This window comes from Clostridium sp. AM34-11AC, from assembly GCF_003435375.1.
In the GTDB taxonomy this organism is placed as follows: domain Bacteria; phylum Bacillota; class Clostridia; order Lachnospirales; family Lachnospiraceae; genus Pilosibacter; species Pilosibacter fragilis.
In genome coordinates, this window is record NZ_QWGL01000088.1 from 1,135 (window position 1) to 1,845 (window position 711).

Here is a 711-nt window from a genome sequence, read left to right on the forward strand (position 1 = left end):
GCCGCTGCTTTCGTATTCTTGCCGACTATCTCCACCTGCTCCGGGCATGGAGAACGGACTACGCCCCGCACTCCCCGGAGGAAGCCTTTCATCCCCGGTTTGTGGAAGCCTTACAGAAGCAAGACCAAGTGGAATATCTGCTGGATATGCTGCTGTTCGGGGAGACAGAGGAAAAAGCGGCTTTAATTACGGACTACGGAAAGGATGTGGTACAGCTTGAACAGCGAATGGCAGAGCTTGCAGCCGCAGACGCAGCAAGAACTAAAAAACACCATGAACGCCATGCAGCCGCCCCAGAGCGTTGAGGAAATCAAGGCGGGGCTGGAAACTACCGAGAAAGGCGGTGTCCGTCAGAGCATACGGAACTGCCTGACCGTATTCCAGCGTGACCCGCTGCTTTCCGGGGCTATCGCCTACAACATCCTGACCGACCGCAAAGACATCATAAAGCCCATCGGTTTCCACAGGGAAAGCACCGCCTTAAACGATACGGACATGAAGTATCTGCTTCTCTATCTGGAAGAAACCTACGGGCTTACCAATGAGAAAAAGATTGATAACGCCATCGGGATTGTGGCGAATGAAAACAAGTACCATCCCATCCGGGATTATCTCAATACCCTTGTGTGGGATGGGACAGAGCGAATCCGCTTCTGCCTGCGGCACTTTTTGGGGGCTGACGCAGACGATTACACCTATGAAGCGTTGAAG

General features: G+C 53.2%; 2 pseudogenes. Both read left to right on the forward strand.

The annotated features are described in order from the left end of the window. Window positions 1-305 (forward strand): annotated as a pseudogene (locus DW826_RS18795) (DNA primase); the annotation flags it as partial. After that, window positions 274-711, forward strand: a pseudogene (locus DW826_RS17835) (virulence-associated protein E); the annotation flags it as partial. The pseudogenes DW826_RS18795 and DW826_RS17835, both read left to right, overlap by 32 nt.